This window comes from Caloramator sp. (assembly GCF_020054765.1).
GTDB lineage: Bacteria > Bacillota > Clostridia > Clostridiales > Caloramatoraceae > Thermobrachium > Thermobrachium proteoclasticum.
This window is the reverse complement of sequence record NZ_JAIHAO010000014.1, coordinates 44,811-51,907: the sequence shown is the minus strand read 5'-3', so window position 1 is coordinate 51,907 and position 7,097 is coordinate 44,811. Positions and strand designations below refer to the sequence as shown.

Sequence of the window (7,097 nt, the reverse complement as noted above, 5' to 3'; positions counted from 1 at the left end):
GATTTCTTGGGCATCGATTCATTTCGCTAAGCAATTCTAAGCTTTTCTTTGTTTGAAAAAGTCCTACCCTCGCGATGCCATCGTCCTGATGGCCGCTCGGCTCGGCACTTCCTGTGCCAAATTACGGCCTTTTTCAAAGTCAAAAAGCAATAATTGCTAAAGCTCATGAAAGAGCCAAATAAAATCCTTTCATGGGGCTTTTTCATATTTTAGCTAACAAACATGTTTGTCAACAATCTGAGCCTTACAAAAGGCTGTTTTTATGTTTATGTATATAAGTAAATATTATTATTTGATGTTGAAGTAACAAAAGGGATTAGAATAAGATAAATGCAATGTGTAACAGCCTTTTAAAATAAGTATCTTATAGAAAAATGAGCAAAATAGGTAAAACATCTTGAGATGTGAAAAATGCTTGTTATATGAGTAGATGAAATAGATATACTAACTGTAATTAATATTAGGAAAAATAATTTAAAAAGGGAAATATGATAAAATGTAGAATATATAAATTATGAAAAATACATATAGAAAGGAATTAAAGATGCCACAGTTTATATACAATGGAGAAGTATATGAATATAAGATGATAAAAAAGAAGAAAAAGACAATAACAATTAGAATAACAAGAGAGGGGGAGGTAGTTGTAACCTCCCCTATATATGCAGATGATAGATACATCTTCAATCTTGTACAAGACAAAGCAGAATGGATTGTACAAAAACTGAAGGAAATAGAAAGGATAAAAAATGAGGTAGGGAGTATAGAATATAAAAAAGGAGGTCAGATAGATTATCTTGGAACAAAACTTATCCTATTTATCTCTGAGGATAATGTGGATAAGTTAAAGATTTATAAGGAAGATAATAAACTATATATTAAATTACCAAAGGCAAAAGCGAGTTTTTTCACAGAACAAATGTTAAGAAAAGAGATTATAAAATGGTTAACGGAAGAGGCTAAAGTAGTGCTTAAACAAAGGGTTAAGTTTTTTAGCCAAAAATATAACCTTATTCCTAATAGAGTAGTAATAAAAGAGCAAAAAACTATATGGGGAAGCTGCTCAAGCAAGGGTAATATAAACCTTAACTGGAGGCTTATAATGGTACCACTTGATGTACTTGATTATGTTGTAGTACACGAACTTTGCCACCTTAAGCACCATAACCATTCTAAAAAGTTTTGGGAGTTGGTTAAAGAAATTATGCCTGATTTTGAGGAGAAAAAGAACTGGCTTAAGGAGAATGGGGGTAGGCTTTTTAGTTATTAACCTGAAATCCATTAAAAATACTAAAGTTTAAATAAATCTAAACGGAATTGGATGAGTTATTAATATATAACTATGATATATAAAATGTAAGGTGTAATATTTAATATTTTTTTTCTTATATACAAAAATAAATTTTGTAGCCGTTGCTACAGAATTTATTTTTTATTTATGCTATTTTCAAAATAATAAAAAAATTATAAGGGGGTTTGTTTATGGTTAAACTTATTGGTATTTTAATTATCATCATTGGTTTTATTCTAAAATTAGACACTATTGCTGTAGTTGTCTTTGCAGGAATTATAACTGGACTTGTTGCAGGAATGTCATTTAATGAAATTATGAAGACTTTAGGTAGTGCCTTTGTTACAAATCGTTATATGTCAATATTTATAATTACTCTACCTGTAATAGGTTTATTAGAAAGATATGGATTGAGGGAGAGGGCAGCATATTTGATAAGTAAGATAAAGTCAGCTACAGTAGGAAGATTAACATCACTTTACTTAATTATTAGAACATTATCAGCTATGTTTGGATTAAGAATAGGAGGGCACGTTCAATTTATTAGACCTTTAATACTTCCAATGGCACAGGGTGCAGGTGAAAGTCGTTATGGTGAAATGCAGGACGAAGATAAAGAAACAATAAAAGGTCTTGCTGGAGCTGTTGAAAACTATGGTAATTTCTTTGGACAAAACTTTTTTGTTGCATCTGGTGGTGTACTTTTGGTAGTTGGGGTTATGAAGGAATTAGGTTACAAGATAGAAGCAATTGATGCAGCAAAGGCAGCATTACCTATTGCATTAATAATAATGGTAGTAGGTACTCTTCAATTTTTATATTATGATAAGAAGTTCGATATGAAATATAGTTCAAAAATGAGAATAAAAAATGATATAACTAAAAATGTATAAATTGGGGGGATGAATATGTTAAAAGATACTTTAACTGAATTACTATATGTATTTTGTGGTATCATAGCATTTTATTCAGTTTATGTAACACTGAAGGATAAAAGCCATCCATCAAGAGTTCCAACAGCACTATTTTGGGGTATTTTAGGAGTAATATTTTCATTTAGTAGAATAGGAATGTTGTGGGGAAATAAAAATATTAAGATTGACGATACAGTGGTAGGATATTTGATAGTTTTACTTGCTGTTTTATCAGCTCTAAAATTAGTTAAGTATAATAAATTTAATGAATCAAGTAAAGAATTTAAGGCTGAAATGGCAAATAAAATTGGAAACAAGATTTTTATACCTGCCTTAGCTTTAGCAATAATAGCATTTATAGTTGCTCAATATTGGACAAAACAATTAGGATCATTAGTTGCATTAGGTATTGCAGCATTGGTAGCACTCATAATGGCTATGATTATAACAAAAGGTAGTACTAAAGAAGTGGCAGAGGATTCAAGAAGATTATTAGAACTTGTTGGACCAGTTAGTATGTTACCACAAATATTAGCAGCTCTTGGATCAGTGTTTACAGCAGCTGGAGTTGGAACTGTAATTGCAGATGGTATTAAAGGATTTGTACCACAAGGAAATATTTTAGTTGGAGTTATTGCATATTGTGTAGGAATGGCTTTATTTACAATGATAATGGGAAATGCTTTTGCAGCTTTTGCAGTTATAACTGCTGGTATAGGTGTACCTTTCGTAATTGCTCAAGGTGCAAATCCAGTTATTGCTTCAATGTTAGGACTTACAGCAGGATATTGTGGAACATTAATGACGCCAATGGCAGCAAACTTTAACATTGTTCCAACAGCAATTCTTGAGATTAAAGATAAAAAGTATGGTGTTATTAAGTATCAAGTACCGGTTGCAATTACTATGCTAATAATTCATATTATATTAATGTATGTATGGGCATTTTAATATTAATTTCGATATGAGGTGATTATATGAAAGTTCTTATTACAGGATTTGAACCTTTTGGAGGAGATGTTATTAATCCATCCTATGAAGCAGTTAAGATGTTAGAAGATAACATTGATGGTGCTGAAGTAATAAAAGCAGCTATTCCTGTAGTTTTTAAAAAATCAATTATTGAACTGGAAAAACTTATTGAACTACATCAACCAGATATAGTGATATGTGTTGGGCAGGCAGGAGGAAGATATGATATAAGTATCGAAAGAGTTGCTATAAATGTAGATGATGCAAGGATACCAGATAATGAGGGGAATAAACCTATTGATGAAAAAATATTTGAGGACGGAGAAAATGCTTATTTTTCAAATCTCCCTATAAAAGCAATGGTTGAAGAAATAAGGAGAGCAAATATACCCGCATCTATTTCAAATACAGCTGGAACCTATGTGTGTAACCATATAATGTATGGTCTAATGTATATAATAAATAAAAAATATCCTCATATAAGAGGAGGATTTATACACGTTCCATTTTTGCCAGAACAGGTTATAACAAGAGCTAATACACCTTATATGAATTTAGATATGATTTCTAAGGCATTAATGTTAGCTATAAAGGCTGCCATAAATAATAAAGATGATAAAAAGAATTCTGAGGGGACAATATGTTAACAGAATATGGTCATATAACAAAATTATTTGTATATGGCAGCCTAATGGAGGGCATGTATAATTACAAAAAATATTTAGAAGGAAAAGTGATAAGTAAAAAGAATGCAAAAACAAAGGGTAAGTTATATCATCTTAAAAATAAGGGTTATCCTGCAATGATAGATGGGGATGATTATGTTTATGGTGAACTAATTGAAATAAATGATTTTGATAATGTATTAAAAGAATTAGATTTGTTGGAACAATATTTTGGTGAAGGCAATATAAATAATGAATATATAAGAAAGGTAATAGTTGTTGAAAATTTTGAAGAAAATAAAATAGATTATGCTTTTGCTTATATTTATAACGTAGATAATGATATTGATTTTTTAAAAAATGCCATTTATATCGAATATGGAAGTTGGAAAAATTTTTTAAAAGAGCTTAAATAGCTCTTTTTTTATATATAAATTTTTCTTTTAATTTAATATAATTAAATTAAATAATTTGTTGGGGTGGTGAATATGTATTTTGATTGGTTCGAACAAAAAAGACAAGATAAGATGAGGCAACTCTTTTTGAAATTAAGTAAAGAAGGAATCATAAAGAGTTATAATAAAAACGAAATTATAGATATAGAAAGTGGAGAATATGTAGTTATAGTAGTTGAGGGAATTTTATCGGTTGAAATTATAAGTTCAATGGGAAATGAAAAATTACTATATGTCTTAAGACCAGGAGAAATATATGGGGAAATGTCTTATTTTTGTGGAGGTAGATGCGTTACAATATTAAAAGCTAAAGAGAAGTCTAAAATTGCATTAGTAAAAAGAGATATTTTAGAGACAGTATTAGAAAATGAACCCGAAATTTATAGATATTTTATACATAGCATAACCAGAAAATTTCGTATTGTAATGCTCCAATTAACATCTGCTATTTTTAATGATTCAATTGGAAAAATTGCTGACACATTATTAAGGTTAGCTTCTTGTTCAGAAAAAAATCCCGATGAAGAAGTTTTTATTAGTGTGTCCTATACACATCAAGAGTTAGCAAATAATGTTGGATGTTCAAGAATAACTATTACAAGATGTCTTAATAGATTTATAAGTGAAGGAATAATTGATATTAAAAATAAGAGAATTATAATAAAAGATATTGATAAACTACAAAGTTACGTAGATAAAATAATTTAAAAGAACCCCAGTATGAAATTTATTACTGGGGCTCTTAAAATTTTTATACCCTAAACTTTCCTACAAGTTCATTCATATTTTGGCTCATATTGTTTAGAAGTTGAACAGATTCTGCAAGTGTCTCTGAAGATCTGCTCATTTCTTGAGTTGAAGCTGCAATTTCTTCAGAAGATGCTGAAACTTCTTCGGCAACAGCTGAGGCAGATTCAATCTTATTTATTATGCTGTCCTTACTCTTGTTTAATTCTTCGATTGAATTAGTTGTTGTAACTATTTTAGGTGCTATTTCATCAACAGAAGTTGTAATTGATTTAAATGACTGTAGTGCGGTATATATCTTATCCATTTGATTTTCAAGTTCCTTCTTCATCACATCTGTTGTATTAACCATAGCATTTGTTTCATTATATACATCATAAACAAGGCTTGCAATATTTGAAGAGGAGTTTTTACTCTGTTCGGCAAGCTTTCTTATTTCATCTGCAACAACAGAGAAACCACGACCTGCTTCTCCAGCACGAGCAGCTTCGATTGCAGCATTTAAGGCAAGTAGGTTAGTCTGTTCAGCTATGTTGTTTATTAAAGTTGTAATTTCATTTATCTTTGAAACATTAGCCCCAACTTTCTGTATCTTTTCAGTTAGTTTATTAAAGGATTCATTTACGCCTTCAATAGATTGAATAGCATATTCCATATCGCTGTTACTACTATCTGCCATTTGTTTTACATTGTTTGTGCTAATATATACATCCTTTATTAATTCTACTATTCCTTCAAGTTGAGTACTAAACTCAAAGATTATATTAGTAATATCTGATAAATCTTGAGCTTGGTTTATTGTACCCTGTGCAACATCGTTTGTTGCAGCCTCGATGTTTTGGCTTGAGGCGTGTAGCTCTTCAGAAATTGATGAAAGATAATCTGTTTGGCTACCTATGCTATCTGCACTTTCCTTTATATCTTTTACAATATTAAGAAGTGTATTTCTCATATGTTCAATTGATTTTGCTATTTTACCTATTTCATCGGATCTTTCTAAAAGAACGCTTGGAGTTTCTTCGGTTAAGTTTCCTTGTGAAATTACCTCAAGCTTTTCAACAGCAGTTTCTATTGGTTTAGTAATTGATTTTGCAAGAAGTATAACAAGGAAAGAACCAAGTATTATAAACACAACTGTTGTTACTGCGATTCCTAATTGAAGTGTTGTAAGTTCCTTTAATATTTCCTTTTTTTCAATCATAATACCAACAGACCAATTTGTTGATTTTATTGGGGCGTATCCTACATATTTACGAACACCTTGATATATATACTCTCCAGCCCCTTTTTCTCCAGCTATCATCTTTCTAAATATATCTGCAAGTTCTTTAAGGCTCTTATCTTGTTTTGCTTTTTCAATGGCATTAAATTTATCAAGTACAAGTTGTCTATTATTGTGGGCAATTATATTACCAGTTCTATCAAGAATAAATGCTTGTCCAGACTTTCCAAACTTTATATCATTTGAATAATTACTTATCTCATTTCCATCTCTTGCTGCACTAATACAGCCTATAACTTGTCCCTTATCATTTTTTACAGGAACAGTATATAAAACAAGAATACTTCCATCAACTTTACTAATTATAGGGTCAGATATGTTGCTTATTCCCTTCATTGCCTTTTCAAAACTTTCTTGTCCAGCAATGCTGAAGGAATTACCATCTGTATCGGTTAAATTTCCCTTTGCGTCAACATAACTTACACCAATGTAGTTGTATTGTAGCTTAGCCTTTGCAAGTATATTTAGTTTTTCATTTAGTGGTACCATCTCGTTAGTAAATGTTTTATCACTTGCAATTGTTTCAAGGGATATTAGGTTTGCTTTAATTGCATTTTCCACAGATTCAGCAGCCTGCTGTGCAACCTCAGGAAGAGTCATATTTACTGTTTTAATTAGTGAATTTTTTGATACAAACATTGAAACCAATGAAACACCTATAGATATTGTTACAATAAGTGCTGTGGATGTAAGTAGTAGTTTTTGCTTCAAACTTTTGAAATTTAATTTCTTCAAGTACGTTCCCTCCTTATACAGTATGCAAACGATATT

7 protein-coding genes are annotated in these 7,097 nt (G+C 30.5%); 6 read left to right on the top strand and 1 reads right to left on the bottom strand.

What is annotated here, in order from left to right; translation table 11 throughout:
* The first annotated feature begins 514 nt into the window (after nt 1-514).
* From JG776_RS06895 to JG776_RS06870, 6 genes are all read left to right on the top strand, one after another.
* Nucleotides 515-1,270 (top strand): SprT family zinc-dependent metalloprotease, encoded by a 756-nt coding sequence (locus tag JG776_RS06895; protein WP_291965971.1) that lies wholly within the window; start codon nt 515-517, stop codon nt 1,268-1,270.
* A gap of 212 nt (nt 1,271-1,482) precedes the next feature.
* The gene (locus tag JG776_RS06890) at nt 1,483-2,184 is read left to right on the top strand and encodes a DUF969 domain-containing protein (protein ID WP_291965969.1); all 702 of its coding nucleotides are present in this window, start codon (nt 1,483-1,485) and stop codon (nt 2,182-2,184) included.
* 15 nt (nt 2,185-2,199) lie between these two features.
* Nucleotides 2,200-3,156, top strand: coding sequence for a DUF979 domain-containing protein (locus JG776_RS06885; RefSeq protein WP_073248710.1), 957 nt, complete (start codon nt 2,200-2,202; stop codon nt 3,154-3,156).
* Between the two features lie 26 nt (nt 3,157-3,182).
* Nucleotides 3,183-3,824: a pyroglutamyl-peptidase I gene (pcp, locus tag JG776_RS06880; protein ID WP_027309187.1), complete on the top strand. Its 642-nt coding sequence runs from the start codon at nt 3,183-3,185 to the stop codon at nt 3,822-3,824.
* The gene (locus JG776_RS06875; RefSeq protein WP_291965966.1) at nt 3,818-4,258 is read left to right on the top strand and encodes a gamma-glutamylcyclotransferase; all 441 of its coding nucleotides are present in this window, start codon (nt 3,818-3,820) and stop codon (nt 4,256-4,258) included. Before pcp ends, JG776_RS06875 begins: the two co-directional genes overlap by 7 nt.
* 72 nt (nt 4,259-4,330) lie before the next feature.
* On the top strand, nt 4,331-5,005 hold the full coding sequence (locus JG776_RS06870) for a Crp/Fnr family transcriptional regulator (protein ID WP_291965964.1): 675 nt from the start codon (nt 4,331-4,333) through the stop codon (nt 5,003-5,005).
* 43 nt (nt 5,006-5,048) lie between these two features.
* On the opposite strand, the gene JG776_RS06865 is transcribed toward JG776_RS06870, so the two are convergent.
* Entirely contained in the window at nt 5,049-7,061 is a 2,013-nt protein-coding gene (locus JG776_RS06865) for a methyl-accepting chemotaxis protein (protein WP_291965951.1), read from the bottom strand.
* Nucleotides 7,062-7,097 lie beyond the last annotated feature (36 nt).